The sequence below is a fragment of the Bacillus sp. PK6-025 genome, assembly GCF_056530265.1.
The window spans coordinates 805,250-827,742 of the sequence record NZ_CP096509.1 but is presented as its reverse complement, the minus strand read 5'-3'; the positions used below and the strand labels follow the sequence as shown (position 1 = coordinate 827,742).

Annotated in this window: 19 protein-coding genes and 2 pseudogenes; 5 read left to right on the top strand and 16 right to left on the bottom strand. The window is 47.7% G+C overall.

Annotated elements, in window-relative coordinates; translation table 11 throughout:
- Window positions 1-2: 2 nt before the first annotated feature.
- The 3 genes from M1D67_RS04145 to M1D67_RS04135 form a co-directional block, all read right to left on the bottom strand.
- Entirely contained in the window at window positions 3-1,100 is a 1,098-nt protein-coding gene (locus M1D67_RS04145) for a nitric oxide synthase oxygenase (RefSeq protein WP_020450533.1), read from the bottom strand.
- Between the two features lie 128 nt (window positions 1,101-1,228).
- The gene (locus M1D67_RS04140; protein ID WP_479831616.1) at window positions 1,229-2,872 is read right to left on the bottom strand and encodes a M14 family metallopeptidase; all 1,644 of its coding nucleotides are present in this window, start codon (window positions 2,870-2,872) and stop codon (window positions 1,229-1,231) included.
- Between the two features lie 208 nt (window positions 2,873-3,080).
- Window positions 3,081-3,875, bottom strand: coding sequence for an MBL fold metallo-hydrolase (locus tag M1D67_RS04135; protein WP_020450531.1), 795 nt, complete (start codon window positions 3,873-3,875; stop codon window positions 3,081-3,083).
- 104 nt (window positions 3,876-3,979) lie between these two features.
- Between M1D67_RS04135 and M1D67_RS04130 the strand changes: the two genes are divergently transcribed.
- The gene (locus tag M1D67_RS04130; protein ID WP_101561751.1) at window positions 3,980-4,762 is read left to right on the top strand and encodes an MBL fold metallo-hydrolase; all 783 of its coding nucleotides are present in this window, start codon (window positions 3,980-3,982) and stop codon (window positions 4,760-4,762) included.
- 45 nt (window positions 4,763-4,807) lie between these two features.
- Here M1D67_RS04130 and M1D67_RS04125 read toward each other — a convergent pair whose 3' ends face one another.
- From M1D67_RS04125 to M1D67_RS04115, 3 genes and pseudogenes are all read right to left on the bottom strand, one after another.
- Complete coding sequence (locus tag M1D67_RS04125; protein WP_101561750.1) at window positions 4,808-5,386, bottom strand: VanZ family protein; 579 nt, start codon at window positions 5,384-5,386, stop codon at window positions 4,808-4,810.
- A 147-nt stretch (window positions 5,387-5,533) separates the two neighbouring features.
- A pseudogene (locus tag M1D67_RS04120) lies at window positions 5,534-6,971 on the bottom strand (anion permease).
- Between the two features lie 110 nt (window positions 6,972-7,081).
- On the bottom strand, window positions 7,082-7,429 hold the full coding sequence (locus M1D67_RS04115) for a YflT domain-containing protein (RefSeq protein WP_020450524.1): 348 nt from the start codon (window positions 7,427-7,429) through the stop codon (window positions 7,082-7,084).
- Window positions 7,430-7,624: 195 nt separating this feature from the next.
- Here M1D67_RS04115 and M1D67_RS04110 point away from each other — a divergent pair, with 195 nt between their 5' ends.
- Together M1D67_RS04110 and M1D67_RS04105 are read left to right on the top strand one after the other, a co-directional pair.
- Window positions 7,625-8,008: a YfmB family protein gene (locus M1D67_RS04110; protein WP_020450523.1), complete on the top strand. Its 384-nt coding sequence runs from the start codon at window positions 7,625-7,627 to the stop codon at window positions 8,006-8,008.
- Window positions 8,009-8,058: 50 nt separating this feature from the next.
- A pseudogene (locus tag M1D67_RS04105) lies at window positions 8,059-9,088 on the top strand (NADP-dependent oxidoreductase).
- 43 nt (window positions 9,089-9,131) lie between these two features.
- On the opposite strand, the gene M1D67_RS04100 reads toward M1D67_RS04105, so the two are convergent.
- Complete coding sequence (locus M1D67_RS04100) at window positions 9,132-10,262, bottom strand: DEAD/DEAH box helicase (RefSeq protein WP_479831614.1); 1,131 nt, start codon at window positions 10,260-10,262, stop codon at window positions 9,132-9,134.
- Window positions 10,263-10,399: 137 nt separating this feature from the next.
- Here M1D67_RS04100 and M1D67_RS04095 point away from each other — a divergent pair, with 137 nt between their 5' ends.
- Complete coding sequence (locus tag M1D67_RS04095) at window positions 10,400-11,956, top strand: ABC-F family ATP-binding cassette domain-containing protein (protein ID WP_020450520.1); 1,557 nt, start codon at window positions 10,400-10,402, stop codon at window positions 11,954-11,956.
- A gap of 221 nt (window positions 11,957-12,177) precedes the next feature.
- Here the strand turns inward: M1D67_RS04095 and M1D67_RS04090 are convergent, their stop codons facing one another.
- Complete coding sequence (locus tag M1D67_RS04090) at window positions 12,178-13,362, bottom strand: MFS transporter (RefSeq protein WP_020450519.1); 1,185 nt, start codon at window positions 13,360-13,362, stop codon at window positions 12,178-12,180.
- Between the two features lie 59 nt (window positions 13,363-13,421).
- Complete coding sequence (locus tag M1D67_RS04085) at window positions 13,422-13,844, bottom strand: MerR family transcriptional regulator (RefSeq protein WP_003179703.1); 423 nt, start codon at window positions 13,842-13,844, stop codon at window positions 13,422-13,424.
- 163 nt (window positions 13,845-14,007) lie between these two features.
- On the opposite strand from M1D67_RS04085, the gene M1D67_RS04080 reads away from it, so the two are divergent.
- Window positions 14,008-14,838, top strand: a complete 831-nt coding sequence (locus M1D67_RS04080; RefSeq protein WP_035336980.1) for an ion transporter — start codon at window positions 14,008-14,010, stop codon at window positions 14,836-14,838.
- Window positions 14,839-14,875: 37 nt separating this feature from the next.
- On the opposite strand, the gene M1D67_RS04075 is transcribed toward M1D67_RS04080, so the two are convergent.
- The 7 genes from M1D67_RS04075 to M1D67_RS04045 all read right to left on the bottom strand — a co-directional run bounded on the left by M1D67_RS04075 (window position 14,876) and on the right by M1D67_RS04045 (window position 22,430).
- Window positions 14,876-16,072 (bottom strand): cytochrome P450, encoded by a 1,197-nt coding sequence (locus M1D67_RS04075; protein WP_231006274.1) that lies wholly within the window; start codon window positions 16,070-16,072, stop codon window positions 14,876-14,878.
- A 17-nt stretch (window positions 16,073-16,089) separates the two neighbouring features.
- Window positions 16,090-17,091, bottom strand: coding sequence for a biotin synthase BioB (gene bioB, locus M1D67_RS04070; protein WP_020450515.1), 1,002 nt, complete (start codon window positions 17,089-17,091; stop codon window positions 16,090-16,092).
- The gene (gene bioD, locus M1D67_RS04065; protein ID WP_020450514.1) at window positions 17,088-17,795 is read right to left on the bottom strand and encodes a dethiobiotin synthase; all 708 of its coding nucleotides are present in this window, start codon (window positions 17,793-17,795) and stop codon (window positions 17,088-17,090) included. The genes bioB and bioD overlap by 4 nt, the downstream gene beginning before the upstream one ends.
- On the bottom strand, window positions 17,792-18,943 hold the full coding sequence (gene bioF / locus M1D67_RS04060; protein WP_020450513.1) for an 8-amino-7-oxononanoate synthase: 1,152 nt from the start codon (window positions 18,941-18,943) through the stop codon (window positions 17,792-17,794). Before bioF ends, bioD begins: the two co-directional genes overlap by 4 nt.
- The gene (bioA, locus tag M1D67_RS04055) at window positions 18,933-20,279 is read right to left on the bottom strand and encodes an adenosylmethionine--8-amino-7-oxononanoate transaminase (RefSeq protein WP_479831613.1); all 1,347 of its coding nucleotides are present in this window, start codon (window positions 20,277-20,279) and stop codon (window positions 18,933-18,935) included. Before bioA ends, bioF begins: the two co-directional genes overlap by 11 nt.
- Window positions 20,276-21,046 carry a 6-carboxyhexanoate--CoA ligase gene (gene bioW, locus M1D67_RS04050; RefSeq protein ID WP_479831612.1) on the bottom strand — a complete coding sequence of 257 codons (771 nt, stop codon included), beginning with the start codon at window positions 21,044-21,046 and terminating at the stop codon, window positions 20,276-20,278. The genes bioA and bioW overlap by 4 nt, the downstream gene beginning before the upstream one ends.
- A 181-nt stretch (window positions 21,047-21,227) precedes the next feature.
- Window positions 21,228-22,430, bottom strand: coding sequence for a GTP-binding protein (locus M1D67_RS04045; protein ID WP_410553682.1), 1,203 nt, complete (start codon window positions 22,428-22,430; stop codon window positions 21,228-21,230).
- Between the last annotated feature and the right edge of the window lie 63 nt (window positions 22,431-22,493).

Here is a 22,493-nt window from a genome sequence, read left to right as displayed (position 1 = left end):
TCTCAATCGTTCGAATAAGGCTTTTCCTGATAAAAGTAATTCGGTTTAAGCGTTTTATTTTCATAATAGCTGTGAAAGATATGGGTCGCTGCCGGAGATAACGGCGGAATCAGCCATGTCCAGCTTGCTGAAAGCTCCCTTCCCGCTTCAGCTTCCTGCTCCTCGAACCGCTTGAATTGGCTTGCCGCGGTATGGTGGTCAACAATGCTGACGCCGGCATTTTTATAAGAGTGAAGCACCGCCGTATTTAATTCAACAAGCGCCTTGTCTTTCCACAGCGAAGTATTCCGTTCCGTATCAAGTCCCATAATGGCTGCCACTTTTTCGAGTACATTATAGCGGTCTGTATCCGCGAGGTTGCGCGCTCCGATTTCCGTTCCCATATACCAGCCGTTAAACGGGGCGGCATTATAATGAATTCCTCCGACCTCCAGCTTCATATCGGCTATAATCGGCACACCGTACCACTTCAGCCCCAGACTTTTAAAGCCTTCAATCTCCGGATGTTCAATCCTGACCTCTTTGACGATTTCACGAGGCAGCTCATACCACACAGGGGGATGGCCATCTATTTGAAAAACAAGCGGCAAAACGTCAAAAGGCGTACCTTCGCCTTTCCAGCCGAGCGCTTCACACGCTTTTGTCAGTTCCAATGATGCCGGATCGCCGATGACACCTTGCTCCGTTTCATACCCCGCATACCTGATCAGCTGATGGTTCCAAATGGACACTTTTTTTTGCCCGCTTTGTTCCGGGGGAAAAATCGTAATGAACGGTCTGATTTTCCCTCCGTTTGTCGCAAGCTCTATATGGTGAAAAAGCGCATCCCGCACCTCTGCCTCGGTTTGAACGCCTCTTTGATCGATGACAGTAAGAGAGTGCCAAAACAGCCGGCCGATGCAGCGGCTGCTGTTTCTCCATGCCATTTTCGCTCCATGTTCGATTTCTTCTAATGTATGTGTATAGCTTCCGGTTTCTCTGATTTCTTCGTCTATTTTATGTAAGCGCATCCTTGTTTCTTCTTCGGACTTCGACAGTTCCCCGTAGCAGAGCTCGATGAAGGTCTTGGCTTCCCTCCATAATTCTTCATATGATTCCAACCGGATTCTCTCCTTCCAGATTTCAGACTGATATTTATTGTATAGGTTTCAATCTCAGTTTAAAACCATTATGTATGAAAAGACAAAAAACCGCTAAAAAGCATCCGTCAAAGACGGATGCCTGATGATTATTCCTTAATGTTAAGCGTTTTAGTGTTCAGCATGAAGCGGTAAACCGGCAGCTGTTTGCCTGTTTGAGAAGGGATGTAACCCGTGCTTACATAACTGTCAACCGATTCCGGCTCAAGCGCAATCGACAGCAGATTGCTTTGCGGCTGAGCTGTAAAATAGACTTTTGTTCCTTTTGGAAACTCTTTTTTCTGTTTTTTAAGCTTCGTTTCCACCTTGATCACAGGCCGGCCCTCAGATTCTCCCGATGTTTCTTTCGATAAAACCTCATACGCTTCAGCGGTGAGCTTTTGTTTGAAAGGAAGTGTCACGCTTTTTAATCCCTGATCCCTCAGCTTCTGCTCAATATCTTGATGGCCCGGAAGGACAAGGTAAGCGGTCGGACGTGTTCTTGACAGCACAGGGACGGCTTCCGAAGCGCTGTAATATTGGACAGGAACGTCAACTGCTTGTCCTGAAGCGATATCAGCGACTTTCAGCGTTTCTTTATACGGCCCTGCATACTCACTGTTGATGACCACTTGGTCTTTATCGCTCACTTTTGCACCATTTTTTATCAGCTTTAATTTTTCTTTGGCGACAAGGCGCTTGATCTCGGCTGCATGCTTCACTGTCGTGTCGATGATCGTCTCATGCGTAGCAACCTGAGCCGCGACTCTTCTTGCAAAATTTTCGCGTCCGATGTCTATCCCCCTGCTTTCCACTAGGAAGGAAAGAGCAGGCTGGAGGGCGAATGCATTACGTCCGATTCTCGCTTCAGTACCGCCTTCATAAATTTCGATTTTTCCGTCCTTGCTTTTTCCTGTCGTATAATATGCATCATTAGAAAAACCTTTTTCATCAAGTTTAGCTCTGACGCCGTTCACATAAAGGCTGTCAGACGCATACCTGATCGATTCGGGAATGTTTAAGTTTTTTCCTGATAAAATTAAAATATCATGGTATTTTAATGACCCTTTTTCGCCTACGCTTTGAAATTCGTTTTGGCCGACACCGTATTCATGGGCATCAATAACGACTTCAGGCGAATATTGATTGAACTCCTGGTGAATGGCGCGGACTTCCGGAGATTCAAGCTTAACATGATCCCTGTTTCCGTCGATTCCGCTCGCCAGCCGTCTGTTAAACTGATACGAGCCGTCAGGATTGACCCGCGGAACGACGATGACATTGATCTTGTCCAACACTTTGTCGCCGTACGGCCCGGCCAGTTTTTCAGCCATCGCCAGGACCGATTCTCCCGCCGCCGGCTCATTTCCGTGTATCTGTCCTTGCAGCCAGACGGTCGGTTTTTTTGATATGGAACGTATTTGCTTATCCTTTGTGAAATAAAGCACGGGAATACTTCTTTTTTCAATTGAAAAACCGATATTCCCGATTTTGACATTCGGGCTTTTCTTTGTCAGACTGGTTATAAACTTCATCATTTCTTCTTGTGTCGTAAAGGCTTCCCCTTCTTTCACAAAAGCAGGGGTCGAGAAAGTTTCTTCCGGCTCCGGATATAATGATGACACTTGCTCTGGCTGAGTATAGTTCTTTCCATAGTAAGGGGTTTCCGCAGCGTGAACCGCATCAGACACCATCAGTCCTGCAAACATTGCCGCAGCTGCCAGCAAAGCTTGGACCCTTTTTTGAATGTTCATCTTTTCTCAGCTCCTTTCAGGCATACCTGCATTATAAATGAAATATCAGCTTGTTTTGTCTAAAATTTCAGAAAATGATTCCTTTGGTATACAACAACATCCGAAATATAGAACGATGGATGGCCATCATCACATGTAAATGGTTAGTTTTTCCCTATAAAAAAACATTCAGCCTGGCTGAATGTTTTAATGGGCAGCATATGGCATTTTACGAATCAGAAGCGGGAAGGCGGCCTGACAGATCAAGGAGCTCTTTGGAAAAATCGCTTCCTTTCATCGGTACACCGTGTCCCGTCAACAATGCAGCCGGTTTTAATTCCGACAGCTTCTGAACCGAGTCCGCCGCTTTTGTCCAGTCCATTGTGAAATAAGCCGGGGGTCCGTTCAGCTCCTGCTTTTGAATCGCCACTTCAAACAGAGATTCCTGCTCTACAGTTGTAACGGCGTCGCCTGCGATCAAGGTTCTGTCCGACTGCCGGAAAAGCGAAACATGACCCGGTGTATGTCCCGGCGTCTCAATCCATTTCCACCCTTTAAGAAACGGAAGCGAACCATCTTCAGAAAGCTGCTTTACATGGGACGAAATGTTGATTGAGTGCCTCGGAAACAACGGAGACATCTTTGCAACCAGCCCGCTTTTTACTTGCGGTTTGGCAGGCGGATAATCGGCTTTTCCCGTTAAATAAGGCATTTCTTTCTCATGGGCGTAAACCGGAACCGGCCATGTTTCGAGAAGACCTTCCAAAGCGCCGACATGGTCGAAATGTCCGTGCGTCAAAACGATTGCTTTTAGGCTAAAATCGCCGAACCGCTCCTTTGCCTCTCTTAAAATAAATGGAGCGGACTTGGGCATTCCGGCATCGATTAAAACGGCTTCCCGCGAATCGGGATCGAAAATAAAATACACATTGACGATTTGCACCGTCAAACCGAATACGCCTTCGGCATACTCTTCCAGGACCCCGCTGTTGATGGATGTCAAAGGCATGTAAGGATCACTCATTATGTTCACCACACTCACTTATCATATATTTTATTACTTTGCACATTTGACTTGAGGATATGCACGGATGAGCACCTTTGAAAAAATGAAGGAGGGACAAACCAATGGGAGATGGTCAATGGTTTACTGTAACAGAGCTTGATGAATCCACATATGCGATCAGCGAATGCGGGCATTGGGAAAATGTGCACTCTTACTTGCTGATTGGGGCGAAGGAAGCCGTTTTAATTGATACAGGTCTTGGTATCGGCAGCATGAAGACGGTAACGGATAGTCTGACCGATCTGCCGGTCAGCGTCATCACAACCCATGTCCATTGGGATCACATCGGAAGCCACGGTGAATATCAGCGCATTTACGTTCATGAAGCCGAGAAAGACTGGCTGACGGACGGAATCAAAGGGCTTCCGATCGAGCACATTCGCCGCGATGTCTCTCGAGATATCACTAAACCTGTACCGGCCGGCTTTTCCGCTGAAACATACACCCCGTTCAGAGGTGAACCGTCGGGAACGCTGCAAGACGGCGACACAGTCGGCTGCGATTCAAGGCCGCTCGTTATTTATCATACGCCCGGACACTCCCCGGGGCATATTTGCATCTTTGATCCGGCGTCAGGCTACTTGTTTACCGGCGACCTGCTGTATACCGGAGCCCCCATCTATGCATTCTACCCGACGACTGATCCGGTCCAATTGATTCAGTCACTTGAAAAAATCTCGGCTATCGGGCGCGTGAAAAAAGTTTTCGGCGGGCATCATCAGCTCGGTCTTGCTCCTGACATTTTGCAGGAAGCCGGGCATGCGGCACTGCACTTAAAGAAACACGGGCTGGCAAAGCACGGCACAGGCACGCACCGATTCAAGAACCTGAGCTTTCAATTTTAACTAAAAAAGATGATTGCCCTGGCGGGAACCATCTTTCGCACTTCTTCAAAAATGCAGATCTTTTCGGCGGGAAGCTGAGCCTTTGGCTCTGAACATGAAAGACGTCAGGCAGAAACCGATTACACCGCCGGCCGTATTTAAAATTAAATCATCCACATTAAAGGTTCTCGCCATTATGAATCCAGTCACAGATAGCACAAGCTGGAGACTCTCAATCAAAAAGCTTGTCAAAAAAACAAAAACCGCCGCTTTTTTGAGCGGAATTTTCCTCCATAGAACGGAAAGATACACACCTAAAGGAATGAGCAATAAAACATTAAAAAATGTAAGCTTGACAGAATTCCAAAAAAACCAATCAAACCCGCTCTGCTGATGCATTTGCACCCATTCAGCGACAAAATAAAACGGAATGAGCTGAATGTTCATTTGAGCGTATGCCGGCTGCGGCGGAATGTTGATTCCGCCTATCGTATAGTGATAAACGACGCTCAAATAAACAATAAAACTGGCAAACACCATTTTTCTAAAAAAACTTGTCTTTTTTCGGTTTTTCACAATGTCGTACAAAAAGTAGACGATTGCATACACGAAACCGATCAGCATGAAATCAACTGACCAAAACATTAATATCCCCCTTACGTCTCCATCGTTCAGTGCATACAAGTTATAACTGACTGAAATGCACACTTTTTCGACTATAAATTGTGGAATTTCAAATCAACTGCTTCCAATAAACATAAAAAAAGGACAGGATCTCTCCTGCCCTTCATTTTACCATATACCCAACAATTTCCACCACAACCCTCCGACAACAAGCCATGTCACAATATGAACAATCGACAGGATAAAGCCGATTGACCACCATTTGCTTTGCGGGATATAGCCGGCCCCGAAAAAGACGGGTGCCGCTCCAGCTCCGTAGTGTGTCGTCGAAGCAAAAAGGTTGCTGAAAAACGCAAGGCTTAATGCTGCGAGGAGCGGCGGAGCGCCTGCAGCGATAATCACGGCGAGAAAGGCCGAGTACATCGCGCTGATATGAGCGGTTGCACTCGCAAAGAAATAATGCGAATAATAGTAAACCGCAATTAAAATGAGAAATGCGCTGACCCAGGAGAATCCTGAAACATACGATTTCATCGCATCGCTGAACCAGCCGACCATGCCGAGTTCATTCAAGAAGCTCGCCAGCATGACGAGCGCGGCAAACCATGTCAGCGTATCCCATGCGCCTTGCTCTTTCTTAATATCGTCCCACGTCAGAACCTGTGTCAAAAGCAGGACGGCTAAACCGATCAATGCCGTTGTCGTTGCGTCAATTTTCAGGTTTCCGCCGAAAATCCATAAAAAAAGGACGAGCAAAAAGACCGCGACCATCGAGAGTTCCGATTTTTTGAAAGGGCCCATTTCTTTCAGCTTCTCTGTTGCGATTTTCGCCGCATCAGGTGTTTCTTTCACCTCAGGCGGATACAGTTTATAAATGACAAGCGGGGTGATGATCAAGCTGACAAGTCCCGGGACGATGGCCGCCACAGCCCAGCTTGTCCAGGTCAGATTCACACCTGCCACATCATGGGCAAGTTTGGCAATCAGCGGGTTTGCCGCCATAGCCGTTAAGAACATCGCTGAAGTGATCAAGTTCCCCTGAAAGCCCACCTTCAGCAAGAAAGCGCCAATGCGCCGTTCCGTGCCGTCCTTGGGCGTTGACTGAAAAGTTTCGGATAACGAACGAATAATCGGAAAAATAATTCCCCCGGCCCGTGCGGTATTACTCGGGATCGCCGGCGACAAAATCAAATCGCTGACAAGAAGTGAATACGAGAGTCCGAGTGTTTTTTTTGCCGAACATCCGCACAAATAAATAGGCGATTCGCGCACCTAAACCGGTTTTAATGAATCCCCGTGAAATAAAAAAGGCAATGACGATCAGCCAAATCGTCTTGTTTCCAAAACCGCTGAGCGTTTCTTCAATCGACAGCGTTCCGGTCAGCGCCGTGACCGCCAATGCGAATACGGCGATTGCCCCCATCGGCAGCGGTTTTGATATAAAGCCGATAATCGTTGCCACAAAGATTGCAAATAAGTGCCATGCTTTCGGGTCCAATCCGGCGGGCGACGGAATAAACCAAATCACCGCTCCGACTAAAATCGTGACCGCAAGAGGAATGATGTTCAATGCCGATTTTTGTTCTGCATCTTTTTCTTTAGCCAAAACCTTTTCCTCCTATTCATATCGTTTTCGTTTATTATTCTACTCCTTTCCTGCTATCATTCAAATTTTATTTTATTAAAAAAACTGCCGACCTTGTCGGCAGTCTCAATTTATACCCAGGATTTCACTCTTTCATGATCCGTGACAAAGAGGAGGACTTTTCCTTCATCAAGCTGCTTCTCGAATTGTTCTGCTTCCTGTTTTGAAAAGCCGATCTCATGAATTTTATTGCGAAGTTCGTCCCCTTTTTTGTTGAAGATATTGCCCACGGCATTTTTAAGGCCTGTCTCTTCGGCTCCGATCGTATTGGCATCCGCGTTGTCTGCGAGTCTTTCAGTACGGTCGTCATCATGTGACAGAACGTAAATATCTTCTCTTGCAACTCCGATTTCCCTGAGTTCCTCAACATCCTTCATCAGTTTTTCATCATTAGTATATTGTCTTACTACTGGTTTCATATGAATCTCCTCCCTTTTTTCATGTTGTATTTAACACTTACCCTTTGTTTGCGCGGCTAAACGGATGAATGCTCTGTCATGACATTTTCATTTCAATGTTACAATTGTTATAAATTTTCAGACAAAATGTTTGAAAGGATTGCCAATTCAGGTACATTACAAATAGACAAGGCTTTGAGATGGGGTGATTGAAGCGTGTATTATTTTTCACCGGAACAGCAATATAACGCATGGATCATTAGCGATTTGGTCAAGCAGATTTTTTCAAGGGAAGGTCATCAAGAAGTTGATACTCATCGATTTGAATCTTTTGCCGCCAGACGATTCGGCATTAATATCGATTACGTCTTTTCAATCATCATGAACATCGGCGATCCGGAAGAAAGGAGAACGGCAAGCAGCACCGAAGACCTCCTCTCTTCATATCTCCTGTCATTGCTTCCTTTTATCACAAAAGACATGTTTCAATTTTCGAGAGAAAATGCCAATCAATATCTTTTAAATGAAAGAAATGCTGATGTTTTTCATCTTTTTCTGCCCGATTCTGTGCTGAAAAAAACCTTTCATGCAACCCGCTGATCTTTTGCTAAACCTCTTTTTTACGTGGTAAGTTATAAGTAAAAGGAGGAATCATTATGTCGCAAAAACAAATTGAACTCGCAAGACGTCCGCAGGGCATACCTGTTATGGACGATTTTCGCATAAAAGAAACGGAAATTCCGGAGGCAAAAAACGGTGAAGCGCTTGTAAAAACGCTTTATGTCTCAGTGGACCCTTATATGAGGGGAAGAATGCAGGACACGAAATCCTATGTCGAGCCATTTCCGCTTGATAAAGTAATCACCGGAGGCGTGATCGGCGAAGTGATATCTGCAAAAGGAGACAAGCTCAAAAAAGGGGACATTGTTTTGGGCCGCTTGGGCTGGCAGGAGTATTCAGCGGTTCGCGAAGACAATCTGCAGAAAATCGATCCGTCCCTCGCGCCTGTTACCGCTTTTCTTGGGATTCTCGGCATGACCGGTTTGACGGCTTATTTCGGACTTTTGGACATCGGACAGCCAAAAGCCGGTGAAACGGTTGTTGTCTCCGGTGCCGCCGGAGCAGTCGGCTCCGCCGTCGGACAAATTGCCAAAATCAAAGGGGCGAGAGTCGTCGGTATTGCAGGCTCTGACGAAAAAAACGGCATACTTAAAAGAAAAGCTCGGTTTTGATGAAGCAATCAATTATAAAACAACGGAAAATATGGCCTCAGCGCTTGAACAAGCTTGTCCAGACGGTGTCGATGTTTACTTTGACAACGTCGGAGGCACGATTTCAGATGCTGTCTTCCCCCTGCTCAATAAGTTTGCACGAATTCCGGTTTGCGGGGCGATTTCTTCTTATAACGTCAAAAGCGCAGAAGATGATATGGGGCCGCGTGTACAAACGGCCTTAATTAAAACAAGCGCCCTGATGAAAGGATTTGTTGTCAACGATTACAGGGACCGCTTTCCTGAAGGAACCAAACAGCTCGCCGAATGGGTAAAAAGCGGGCAGCTTCAATATGAGGAAACGATAACAGAAGGTTTCGAGCGGATACCTGAGGCATTTTTAGGCTTGTTTGAAGGAAAAAACCTCGGCAAACAGCTGATCAAAGTCGCCGATTCCAACAATGCCTGAGCATTCATATAAAAAAGAGGCCTGCCGGCAGCAGGCCTCTTTCTTATCTTTCAATAATCCGTCCTCTTTCATACACGATCCGCTGAAGCGGGATTTCAAGCTTCTTCGCCAGCTTTTTCAGCCTTTCCTCTTCAATGCAGTTGACAAGGCTGATCACGGTTCCTTCATTCCCCGCTCTTCCCGTCCTTCCCGACCGGTGGATATAGCCTTCAATGTTTGGCAAATCGGCGTGGATGACATAAGGGAGATCTTCGATGTCGATTCCGCGCGCTGCGATATCGGTCGCGAGAAGCAGCGTGAATTCGCCTGCTTCAAATGCCTGCAATATTTTGGCGCGCTCGATTTTTTTCGCCTCGCTGTGAAGAACGCCGATGTCGACATGATGAAATTTGAGCTTTTCGGCATACACGTTTAAGTTGCCGATGTCTTTGACAAAGACGAGCGCCTGCATGCCCGGAAGCCGCGAGAATTTTTGCAGGATCTTCACCTTATCCCGCTGGTCGCATACGAGAAATTGGTGTTTGATTTTTGCAGATTCTTCTTTCGACCTCTTGATCCTGAGAACTTCCGCTTCTGTCGTCATGCTGCGGAGCTCGCGTTCGGCGTCGTCTTTTAAAGTCGCCGAAAAACAGAGGAGCTGCCTGTCGCGGAGCGTCGATTTGATGATGCTTTGTATCGTCCCGCGATGCTCCGGTGTAAGCAGATGATCGGTTTCGTCAAGGACGATCGTTTTCACTTCATGCATTTTCAGTTTTTTCATTTTAATCAGCTCAAATACGCGTCCAGGTGTGCCCGCAATGATGTGCGGGTGTTTTTTCAGCTTTTCCTGCTGCTTTTTGACATTGGCGCCGCCGATCAGGGAAGCGGCTCTGATATCCGAGCCTTTTTTCCATTCGACGATCACATCAAAAATCTGCATGACAAGCTCGCGGGACGGAGCCAAAATCACAGCTTGCACGTTCTTTTGATCCGCCTCCAGCTTTTCCAGAATCGGCAGGACGTAAGCGAGCGTTTTGCCCGTTCCAGTCGGCGACTCGGCGATCACGTCACGCCCGTCCAAAATCAGATCGACTGCATTTTTTTGGACACTCGTCGGCTCTTGAAAGCCCGATGCCTTCCAGTTTTCTTGAATAAACGGTTTTGCTTTATTTAAAAATGGCCATCTTTCTGTCATGTTTTTCTCCTTTTATCAGGTTGATTCTGCTCCTAGTATCTCAAAACAAAAGCGGCTGCGCAATTTTTCTTTTATTGTTCCCTCTGAGTTCGATATAATCTTATAGAATACAGATTATATTTTTTGAGGTGCAAAACATGAGTTTACTTACAGTCACAAAGCTGAGCCACGGTTTTGGCGACCGGGCGATCTTTCATGATATATCCTTTCGATTGCTGAAAGGCGAACATGTCGGTCTCATCGGAGCAAACGGCGAGGGAAAATCGACCTTCATGAATATCATTACAGGCAAACTTGAGCCTGACGAAGGAAAAGTCGAATGGTCCAAAAAGGTCCGGGTCGGCTATCTTGACCAGCATACATCACTTGAGCGCGGACAAACAATCCGCGACGTGCTCAGAAACGCTTTCCATTATTTATTTGCGATGGAAGAAGAAATGAATGCCATCTACACAAAAATGGGCGAGGCTGACCCCGATGAGCTTGAAAAGCTTCTCGAAGAAGTCGGAACGATCCAGGACGCCCTGACCAACAACGACTTTTACGCGATTGACGCAAAAGTCGAAGAAATCGCCCGCGGCCTCGGGCTTAACGATCTCGGCCTTGACAGGGATGTCGCGGATTTGAGCGGCGGCCAGCGGACAAAGGTGCTGCTTGCCAAACTGCTCTTGGAAAAGCCCGACATCCTGCTGCTCGATGAGCCGACAAACTATCTGGACGAACAGCATATCGAATGGCTAAAACGCTATTTGCAGGAGTACGAGAACGCCTTTATTTTGATTTCTCACGACATTCCGTTTTTAAACAGCGTCATTAATTTGATCTACCATGTGGAAAACCAGGAGCTGACCCGCTATGTCGGCGACTACAACCAATTCCGCGAAGTATACGAAGTGAAAAAACAGCAGCTTGAAGCAGCCTACAAGAAACAGCAGCAGGAGATTTCGGAGCTGAAAGATTTCGTCGCCCGCAACAAAGCGCGCGTCAGCACAAGAAATATGGCGATGTCCCGGCAAAAAAAGCTCGATAAAATGGATATGATCGAGCTCCCTTCGGAAAAACCGAAGCCTGAATTTCATTTTAAACAAGCAAGAACATCCGGAAAGCTGATTTTTGAAACGAAAGAGCTCGTCATCGGCTATGATGAGCCGCTGTCCCGTCCGCTGAACTTGAGAATGGAGCGGGGCCAAAAGATCGCTCTGTACGGAGCCAACGGCATCGGAAAAACGACATTGCTGAAAAGCCTTCTGGGTGAAATTTCACCACTGTCGGGAGAAGTCGAACGCGGCGAACACCTTCATATCGGCTATTTCGAGCAGGAAGTCAAAGAGACCAACAACAACACATGCATAGAAGAAGTGTGGAACGACTTTCCGTCCTTTACACAGTACGAAATCCGCGCGGCTCTGGCGAAGTGCGGACTGACGACAAAGCATATCGAAAGCAGGGTATCCGTATTAAGCGGCGGGGAAAAAGCAAAAGTCAGACTATGCAAGCTTATCAATTCGGAAACGAACCTGCTTGTACTCGATGAACCGACAAACCACCTTGATGTTGAAGCAAAAGAAGAATTAAAAAGAGCTTTGAAAGAATACAAAGGCTCCGTCCTGCTCATCTCTCACGAACCTGAATTCTATATGGATATCGCGACAGAAACATGGAATTGCGAGTCATGGACAACGAAAGTTTTATAAACAAAAAAAGCTTGTTTCCTTTTAGGGAAACAAGCTTTCAGATTGTTGACAAAATCCCAAAACGGCTTTTTGTTTTGGGATTTTGTCATCCTTTCTGCGTGATTGAAAACCTTTGCAGTCTAGGAAGGCCGAGCATCGGAGCGGAGCGAATGTTGGAATTCGTGAGCACCGACGCGCAGGCCTGACAACGAATGCGAGGGTTTCTCGACACGCTGTTTTCATTAATGACCGGCTTTGATGCCTGCCAAATAACGGCGGCCTCCAGTCAAAACGGCCATGCCGGCAAGCACGGCGATGCATCCTGCAAAATAGGGAGTATGCGCAGTAAAATGATCGGCTAACACACCGGCGATCCAAGGCGCAATGGCCCCGCCGATGAACCGGATGGAGCTGTAGGCAGATGAAGCGACAGACCGTTCGACAGGCGCAGCTTCCATCACCGCTGTTGTCAAAATCGTATTGATCATGCCCAGAATCCCTCCGGCTATGATGATCGCCCCGATGACGAGCGCCATGTGCTCCGTCCAAATCCCGATCGCGAGCAAATCAGCTGCAAACAGCATAAACAGAAAGATCAGCGAGCGGACGGTTCCAAAGATCCGCTGTACGGCCGGAGCGATGAAAACGGAAGTGATCGCAAGAAACAGCCCCCAGCCGAAAAAGACGTAGCCGAGGCCCCGTTCATTTAAGTCAAGAACAAACGGCGAATATGCAAGCAGGGTGAAGAAACCGAAGTTATATAAGAATGCGGCGCCTGAAAGCGTCAATAGCCCTTTATAACGAAGCGCTTTGATCGGCGCGCTGACGGAAATTTTCTTCCGCGGCTTTTGGACAGGCGGCAAAAGAAAAAAGATGGCCAAAAGAGCGGCCGCCATTAAAACCGATACGCCGAAAAACGGCGCTCTCCACGATATTGTGCCAAGCTCTCCACCGGCAAGCGGTCCAACCGAAATGCCCAATCCCAAAGCCGCCTCATACAAAATAATGGCTTTTGCGCTTCCGCCAGATGCCACGCTGACAATGACGGCAAGCGCAGTTGAGATAAACATGGCATTTCCGAGTCCCCAGCCGCCGCGAAAGCCGACGAGCTGAGAAATGGAATGCGAAAGCCCGCCCAAGCCTGCAAAAACGATGATCAGGATCAAGCCGCTGATTAACGTCAGCTTTGCCCCAATCCGGCTCGATACGGCGCCTGATAAAAGCATGGCGAAACCTGTGACTAGCAGATAGCTTGTAAATAAAAGCGAAACCTGGCTGGGGGAAGCATGCAGCTGCCGCGCAATCGCCGGCAGAATCGGATCGACAAGCCCGATCCCCATAAACGAGATCACGCAGGCAAAGGCCACGGCCCAGACCGCTTTTGGCTGTTTAAACATACTTGAGTTCTCAGGTGGTTGTTCATTCATGATCTATCAAACCTTTCTTTGCAAATAAAGAAACGCTATAAAAATAGCGTTTTTCTTGTTTAATCAATTGATTGAAGCGCATTCTCGGCTTTTGCCTGCATACCCTCCAAGCGCTTCTTGAATGATTGAAATTTTTCAATCTTTTCATCAATCATTCTCATCTGTTCATTCAGCATCCTCTGAATGTCTTCGAGCTTTTCTTTTCGTTCCCGTTTGTCCAGCGATAAAAGGTATCCTTCTTTATTCATCTCCAAGTGCTTGCCCGTTTCCATGAACTGCTGGAGCTCCTGCAGCGAGAATCCCAGCACTTCCTTCGCGCTGATCACTCTTTCAAGCTCTTCAAGATCGTCTTCAGAGTAAAGACGGACACCGCCTTCCGTCCGCTTCGGTGAAGAAAGCAGACCGATTTCTTCGTAAAAGCGGATCGTTCTTTTCGTCAGGCCGCTTCGCTTGGCCATTTGATCAATCTTCATCCACTCCACGTCCATATCCCCCCGAGATTTTTCTTCTTTTCTATTATACTACTATTATACTTTTACGTAAACGTTAAGTTTTTTCGATACAAAAAAAGAACTGACTTGACATCATCCTGCTGCTGTAACGTATCATAGAATGGACAACTAAACAGGAGGACAAATAATCAGAGTGAACACTCATCAAAATCGATTTTCAGTTCAAAGTAAAGTTTCGGCATTGATTGAAAGCCGGCTGTTTCAGTCATTCATAACGACGGTCATTGTGTTGAATGCCATCTCGATCGGTTTGGAAACTTACGCTTTCTTTAAACCTTATCAAAAAGTATTTTTTATTGTGGATTGTTTGTTTTTAACGATATTTGTCATCGAACTATCTCTTAAACTATTCGTTCAAAAACAGCACTTTTTTAAAAACAACTGGAACGTTTTTGACTTCGTAATCGTCGCCGGCAGTTTGATTCTTTACAATACGAATTTCGTCAGCGTTCTCCGTATCTTCCGGGTGCTGCGGGTGCTGCGGACGATCACTTCCGTTCCCTCATTAAGACGGATCGTCAATGCGCTGTTTATGGCGATTCCGACTATCAGCAGCGTCATTATTCTGATGAGCATCATTTTTTATGTGTACGCCGTCATCGGTACGATGTTCTTTTCTGCTATCGCGCCGGAATACTTCGGCAACCTGCAGCTCAGCCTTCTGACACTGTTCCAAACCTTTACGCTCGAATCGTGGGCAAGCGGCATATTCAGGCCGATTTTTGCCGAGAGCGGCTGGTCATGGCTCTATTTCGTTTCATTTATCATCATTGCGACTTTCATTATGATCAACTTGATCGTCGGGGAAATCGTGAATAATGCACAAAAAATTTCTCAGGAAATAGAAGATGAGACAGGCGAGCTGAAAGAGGATACAAAAGAAATCAAAGAACTGCGCGCGGAGGTTAAAGAATTAAAAACGCTTCTGGAAACCTATATCACGCAAAATGAAAAGAAAGATTAAAAAGGGCCGGCACCTGTAAGCCAGCCCTTTTTTGTCTTTAATTGAGAATGACAGGCAGCTCGGCCAGCGATCTAAAGCCGATTAACCTGCGAAATGGAATGTCTGTTGAAGCAAGCTTCAACTTAGGCAGCCGCTCCAACAATGCGGGAATGGCAATTTGCGCTTCGAGCCGCGCCAATGCCGAGCCTAAACATACGTGTGCACCGGCTCCAAAGGCAAGGTGCGGATTCGGTTTTCTCGTGATGTCAAATACATGCGGATTTTGAAATATCTTCGGATCGCGGTTGGCGGCGCCTAAAAGGATGTATATGCGCTCTCCTTTTTTGATGATCTTCCCGTTGATTTCACAGTCCTCTGACGCGGTGCGCGCTGTCAGCTGTGTCGGACTTTCATAGCGCAGGCATTCTTCAACGGCTGACTCAATCAGCAGCGGATTTTCTTTCAGCGCGCTGAGCTGGCCGGGATGGTTCATGAGCAAAAACAATCCGTTCGTCAAAAGGTTGACCGTCGTCTCGTGCCCGGCAATCACAAGCAGAATGCACGTCGCAAGCACTTCATCTTCGGCGAGCTGCTCATGACCGGCGAATGTGCTGATCAGGTCTTGAGAAGGATGAGCTTTTCGCTTTTCAATCAAATCTTTAAAATACGCCGTCAGCTTGGCAACGGTATCCCCGCCTTTTGCCAGCACCTTTCGTGTGCGGGTCAAATCGATCGTTCGAATGAGATCCGCCGTCCATTGCCTGAATTGATATCTCTCCTCTGCGGGGACGCCGAGCATGTCGGCAATGATAAGGCTTGCCAAAGGAAAGGCGAATTCGGATACCATGTCCGCCGTCTTCTTGTTTTCAAGCTGATCGAGCAATTCATGGACGATTTCTTCTATAACAGGACGGAAAGATGCCGTCTTCTGCGGCATGAATTCTTTGCCGACAATCGTCCGCATCCGCTTATGGCCGGACTCATTTTGAAACAGCATCATATTCCGCTGCAATTCGTGAAGTTGTTCATATTTTGTAGAGGCTTCAGGGAGAGGAACGCGGTTTTTAAATACCGCGTCCCTCAAAATCGCCGCCGCTTCTTCATATCCGGTGACATACCATCCCGGATGCTTTAAAACGGTTCCTTTATATACAGGATGAACGGACCGCAGTTTATCGTAAAACAGATATGGATCTCTCCAAAAATCCGAATCCGATTTCAGACGCGGCCCTGCCTCGTGCAGTTCTGTCGTCATGCTATATCTCCCCCGTGTTACCGCTGTAAACTGGCTTTCATTTCTTCCACCGATTCGACTTCAAATCCTAAATCATGGAGCATCTTATGGTCCTCTGTTTCATTCTGCCCTGCCGTTGTTAAATAGTCTCCGACGAAGATCGAATTGGCGGCATACAGCCCCAGCGGCTGCAAGGAGCGGAGGTTGACTTCGCGCCCCCCTGAAATACGGATTTCCTTTGTCGGGTTGATAAAGCGGAACAAAGCCAAAACCTTTAAACAATAAAGCGGATTTAATTCATTGACCCCTTCCAGCGGAGTTCCGTCGATCGCATGCAAAAAATTAACCGGAATTGAGTCTGCATCAAGCGCCTTTAAGCTATTCGCCATATCGACGACATCCTGCTTCGTCTCTTTCATCCCGACAATGACGCCCGAGCATGGGGACATTCCGGATTTTTTGGCTGTTTCCACAGTGTTTACTCTGTCATCATACGTGTGGGACGTTGTAATGTTTGAATGATTGCTTTTTGATGTATTGATGTTGTGATTGTACCGGTCCACTCCGGCTTCCTTCAGCCGCTCGGCCTGTTCGGGCTTTAGCAGTCCGAGGCATGCACAGACTTTTAAGCCGTACGTTTCTTTAATTTCTTTAACGGCGCCGACCACTTGATCGACATCTCTGTTGGACGGGCCTCTGCCGCTCGCCACGATGCAATACGTTCCGATATTTAAATCGTGCGCACGCTTTGCACCTTCAAGCAGGGTCGTTTTGTCGACCATCCTGTAGCTGTCGATCGGCGCTTTTGATATCGAAGACTGCGAGCAGTAGCCGCAGTTTTCCGGACAAAGTCCGGATTTTGCATTCATAATCATATTGAGCTTTACTTTTTTTCCAAAGTAGCGTTTTCTGATTTGAAATGCAGCATGCATAAGCAGGAGAACGTCGTCATCCGAGCATTCCAAGATGGAAAGCGCCTCTTTTTCAGTTACTTCTCCGCCATCCAACACCCGTTCTGCAAGTTCCATCCACTGATTCATGTTTCTGCCCCCATTTGCATTTGATTCATAATCAAGGAAACATCGACATGCTCCTTGATCATGTGGTGAATTTGTGTTGGTGAAACGTCTTCAAGCTTCGGCGTAACGCCGAGGAGCGGCACACCGCAAAATCTTTCAATCATGTCCGGATTCGTCTGTTCGTCAAGTCCGGGCCGGCTGCTGATGCCGTTGATCACGATGCCGATCACGCGTATCCCCATTTGTTTCGCGTATTGGACGGTTAAATACGTATGGTTGATCGTTCCAAGATTGGGACGGGCCACAATGACAGCCGGCAAATCGAGCGCTTTGATCAAGTCGCTGACGAAATAATCCTCTCCGAGCGGCACCGCAATCCCGCCTGCCCCTTCAACAATGAAGCAATCGTGCCGATCCTTAATCTTTTTCCAATGGTTCACGGCATCTTCCAGCCCGACGGTCCTCCCTTCGAGCTTCCCTGCTGTGTAAGGTGCAAGCGGCTCTTTAAACACGAAAGGTGTGATCTCCTCATCAGCGAGAGATGTTTCAGAGCTGTTCTTCAAAAGTGCTGTATCACTCTGCGGATCGCTGCTAAGCTCTCCACTCAAAAACGGCTTGAACACGCCGACATCAACATGCTGCTCTTTCAACAAAGCGGCAAGGCCGCAAGCGATAAACGTCTTCCCTACTCCCGTATCAGTTCCCGTTACAAAAAAACCCTTCATTTCACCAAGTTCAACTCTCTTCCCACTAATTTAAACCCCTCTAATAGAGCTTCAATATCTCTTAACTTGCGATCTGCGGTGACGGTCAGCCTGATTCGGCTCTCTCCTTCCGCCACAGTCGGCGGGCGGATGGCCGGGGCCTCAATCCCTTTCTCCTTGAGGCCGTTTGCAAATCGAACGGCTTTTTGAGGGTCTCCGATCATAACGGGTATGATCGGCGTATCTTCTCCCTTGACCGTAAACCCGATATCCTCGAGACCCCGTTTGATCGTGGTCACCGATGATTGCAAAAGCCGGCGTTTATCCCGGCTGTCTTTAATGATGTCTAAAGCTCTGCATGCCGCCGCACAGCTTGCGGGCGGGACAGCCGTTTGAAAGATAAACGTTCTCGCATGATTCAGCAAAAAATCGATCAATGCTTTAGAGCCCGCGACGAAGCCGCCTTCCGCGCCTACAGCTTTACTTAACGTGCCGATCACAACATCTGGGGAGACGCCGAAATACTCGCCCGTTCCCCTGCCGGCATCTCCCAAAACCCCTGTTGCGTGGGCATCATCAACGATGACAAAGGCCCGGTACCGCTTGGCAAGGAGCATGATTTCGTCAAGCGGTGCAATTGTGCCGTCCATGCTGAACACGCCGTCTGTCACAATAAAACAGCGAGCACGGCTCTGTGCGGTGCGGAGTTTTTCTTCAAGATCATTCATATCCGTGTGGCGGTAAACAACCGTATCAGCTTTTGAAAGGCGGCAGCCGTCGATGATGCTCGCATGGTTCAATTGATCGCTTAATATGACGTCTCCTTTTTCAGGCAAAGACGAAAGCACGCCGATATTGGCCAAATATCCGCTTGAAAACAAGAGAGCGGCTTCTGTCTGCTTAAAACCGGCGATTTTCCGCTCAAGTTTTTCATGCCATTCGGTATTGCCGGACGTCAGCCTTGACCCTGTGCTCCCGGCTCCAAAGCGACGAAGCGCCGTTTCTGCGGCGTGAATCAGCCGTTTGTCGTTCGCCAGGCTCAAATAATCGTTTGACGCCCAATTCGTACGTTTCGCTTCCGCGACAGCTTGAGGCGGTTTAAGCGAGCGGTAAAGCCCGGCTGCCTTCGTCCTGGCGAGCCGACTGCTGAGCCATTCGTCAATGGGCACGGCCTGTAACCTCTTGAATCGCTTCTTTCATAATGGACACCATGGCGCGCAGGTCATCGGCGGTGCTGGCGAGCGGAGGAAGAAATGCGATAACATCCCCGAGCGGCCTCGTCAGCATGCCAAGCTCCCTCATTTTCAAAGACACCCGGTATCCGATTCGCTCTTCAGGCGGATAAGGCTGCCTCGTTTCTTTCGACTGAACGAGTTCGATCCCGCTCATTAAACCGAGCTGGCGGATGTCGCCGACATGAGGGAGCGCTGCAAGATCATGAAAAAGCGATTCCACTATTTTCGACTTTTCCGCAACTTGAGCGACGATTTTTTCCAATTCGAACAGGCGCAAATTTTCCAGAGCAACGGCACAACCAAGCTGGTTCCCCGTGTACGAATGGCCGTGGAAAAACGTTTTCAGTTTGTCATAGTCATCATAAAATGCCTGATAAATTTCCTCTGTCGCAAAAGTGACGGCGATCGGCAAATAGCCTCCGGTAATGGCCTTTCCAGCCGCCATCAAGTCAGGCTGAACACGTTCATGCTCACAGGCAAACATTTTCCCGGTTCGGCCGAATCCTGTCGCCACTTCATCGACAATCATTAAAACGTCATATTTCGTACAAAGCTCCCGGACGCCTGCCAAATATCCTTCAGGCATCACGATCATCCCCGATGCCCCTTGGACCATCGATTCGACCGACAGCGCGGCGATCTCACCGTGCCGCTCGCTCAGGAGCCGTTCGAGTTCTGCGAGGCATTCATCGCGGCACTCGTCCGGGTTGCCGCTTTTCGAGCGGTATACGTAAGGAACATTTACCTTAAAGCTTTCAAACATAAGCGGCCCGTATACATGGTGGAAGAGCTCGATCGCACCGACGCTGACAGCGCCGATCGTATCGCCGTGATAGCCGTTTTTCATCGAAATGAATTTTTGTTTCTCCGGCTTGCCGATGTTTTTCCAATATTGAAAGGCCATTTTCAGCGCGATTTCCATTGCTGCAGCGCCGCTGTCCGAATAAAAAACACGCGTCAGCTTTTCCGGTGTGATCTTGATTAACACCTCGGCAAGCTCTGTCGCCGGAACATTTGTCATCCCCAGCAATGTCGAATGAGCGATTTTGCCGAGCTGTTTATTGATGGCTTCATCCAGTTCCTTCTTGCGATGGCCGTGGACATTGAGCCATACTGAAGAAAATCCGTCATAGTACTCCCTGCCGTCGATATCTTTCAGTTTGATGCCTTCCCCGCTTTCGATGATCAGCGGGTTTTCGTCATAGTCTTTCATTTGGGTAAAAGGCAGCCAAAGATATTTTTTGCTTTTTTCAACGAATGATTGATTCATGTTTTACCTCCCGACCGAATGAATACAGGCTGTTTTTCCAAGCCGTCTATACAGCTCTTGATATCTGTTAATCCATCAACAAAAAAAATCCGGCAGCCGCTCTCGTCTCCATGCTCTTTCATCCTTGTTATCCGCTGATAACCCAGCTTTTTAGCGGCAACATAGCCCGTTATGTAATCAGGGTCATCTGACCAGCATAATTCGGCGACGACAGCCGGATGCTCACATACCTTAGAAGCGATGGCAAGCGCCTCTTTCAACCGCGGATTCGGCGGCATTCCGCACAAAGCCGCCCACATTTGAAAATCGGCTTCCGGCCAATCGAGCCGTGAGACGCGCACTCCTTTTTGTTTTCTTCCGTCAATCCTCCGGCCTGAATGAATGTCAAACAAAACGGCGCCCCTTACGTCCGAGTATTCGGCAATGCCTTGAAACGCTTTGTCTACCGCGTTTTTCGGTACGCCGGCGCGGCTGATCAGCTCACGGGCAAGCGCTTGTCCTTCTTCCGCTGATTTTGTTTCATTCGTTTCAATGCGCAGAGGCTGGACAAACTTTATCGGTTCATTTACAAGATCGAAGCGAATTTGCATAAAGTCCGGCTTGCCCCGCGAATGAGACAATGCTTTTTCCAATAAATCGCTGACGGCATCCTTTACACCGATGAAAGGCGCAAGCCGCTCTCCTCCGGATACGTGTTTTCCCCCCTCTTCATGGGGACCGTTCTCGGAGGCTCTCATTCTCACACTGTAATACGCTTCTCCCTTCATGCTTTCATCCCCCCTCTAAACACCGCACTCATATGTTAACCTATAAATAATTTAAGTTAACATTACAATAAAATATTAGTATTCCTTTCCTGATATGTCAACATGGTGTACAAAACACCGGTTTGTTTGAAATAAAAAAAGACAAAAGAGATATCTCTTTTGTCTTAATGTGGAAATTCATTTATCTAGCTCTTTCAATCTGCCAATCGAACGGGTCAGATAAAAGCGACCAGTCGTCCGCCATCTCCGAATCTGTCAAAAGGCATCGATCCGCTTCGGCGGTAATTTCTGACGGGGACAGATCCAATCCGATAAAGACGAGCTTTGTGTGGCGGTCTCCGAATTCTTCATTCCATTCTTTTAATAGCTCTGGATTCTGTCTGAGGATTTGCTCCTGTTCCGGCTTGGACAGCGCGGCCACCCAATAAGAGATCGGTTCCAGCGACACGGATGGCCCTGCCTGCGACATCAAAAGGGCAAGGCTGTTGCGCGTCGCACACCAGGCGATTCCTTTCGCCCTGACGACGTTTTCCGGCAGCGAATGAATCCAGTTATAAAACCGCTCGGTATGAAAAGGACGGCGCGCTTCGTATACAAACGAAGATATTCCGTATTCTTCAGTCTCAGGCGTATGCTGGTGGTGTCCTTCGTTTAATTCCCTGATCCAGCCTGCTGAACCGCTTGCTTCGTCAAAATTGAAAAGACCGGTGTTTAAGATGACCTTCGGATCGACCTCTCCTTTGACCGCTCTGATGATGTTTGCTTTAGGCTGCAACGTTTTCAGCACTTTCTCAAGCTTTTCCAGATCTTCCTCGGAGACAAGGTCGCATTTATTCAAAATCAGCACATCGCAAAACTCGATTTGATCGATGAGCAGATCGGCGATATCACGTTCATCCTCTTCACCGACAGCCTCTTTCCGGTCCAGCAGGCTGTCACCCGACTGAAAATCGTGCCAAAAACGATTGGCGTCGACCACCGTGACCATTGTGTCCAAACGGCAGAACCGCGTCAAATCAATACCCAATTCTTCGTCGATGTAAGAGAACGTCTGAGCGACCGGGATCGGTTCGCTGATACCGGTCGATTCGATCACGATATAATCGATATTTCCTTGCTTCGCCAGTTTTTCGACTTCAACCAGCAAGTCCTCTCTGAGTGTGCAGCAAATGCAGCCGTTTGACATTTCGACCAGCTTTTCATCCGTCCTCGACAGGCCGCCGCCTTGCTTGACAAGCCCGGCATCAATGTTGACTTCGCTCATGTCATTAACGATAACGGCGACTTTCAGCCCTTGGCGGTTTTGCAATATGTGATTCAGCAGCGTCGTTTTACCCGCCCCCAGGTATCCGCTTAACACTGTTACAGGAATCTCTTTACTCATTTTTTCATTCTCCTTCCTCTTATCAAATCGTAATTATTACGATTTGTATTTTATTTCACCACA